This window comes from Streptomyces sp. AB3(2024) (genome assembly GCF_041862025.1).
GTDB lineage: Bacteria > Actinomycetota > Actinomycetes > Streptomycetales > Streptomycetaceae > Streptomyces.
In genome coordinates this window covers 1-507 of sequence record NZ_JBGWAB010000340.1, presented here as the reverse complement: position 1 = coordinate 507, position 507 = coordinate 1, and the positions used below count along the sequence as shown (strand labels likewise).

Below are 507 nucleotides of genomic sequence, written 5' to 3'. Positions count from 1 at the left end.
ACGCGCCTGTCGCCGGTCCTGCGATCGCCGTGCCGCCAGGCGTACAGATCCCTCCGGACAGTCGCTCCTGGACGTACGCATGGAGCCGCGGATCGGCGGCCAGCTTCGATGTCTTCGGGCGGCGTGCGGCCATGTCCGATTTCCATTGCGCGACCGATGCCCGGTAGTCGAGCTTCCCGCTTCTGGTGGCCGCGTTGCGCCGCAACTCACGGGAAATCGTCGCCGGATCACGGCGGACTTGCCGGGCGATTTCACGGATGCCCTTGCCTCGGGCGTTGAGGAGCGCGATCTCCTCCCGCTCAGAGAACGACAGATACCTGCCCGAATGCGGCTTCGGATCGAACGGTCGCATGCCGCCACACTGCCGAAACCAGCGAGTGGCCACCGCCGGCGCCACGCCGACAACCCCGGCCGCTTCCTCCGGGAGCAGTCCCCTGGCGATTTCGTCCCAGAACGCCGCTTCGATATGACGCTGAAATTTCGGATGCCCCGGAGACCTCAACTTCG

The 507-nt window shown here is 66.5% G+C and carries 1 protein-coding gene; it reads right to left on the bottom strand.

The window, feature by feature from the left end; translation table 11 throughout:
* Positions 1-352, bottom strand: a 352-nt coding sequence (locus ACEPPI_RS40665; RefSeq protein WP_373920263.1) for a transposase, incomplete at its 3' end; no start/stop codon positions are given.
* Between the last annotated feature and the right edge of the window lie 155 nt (positions 353-507).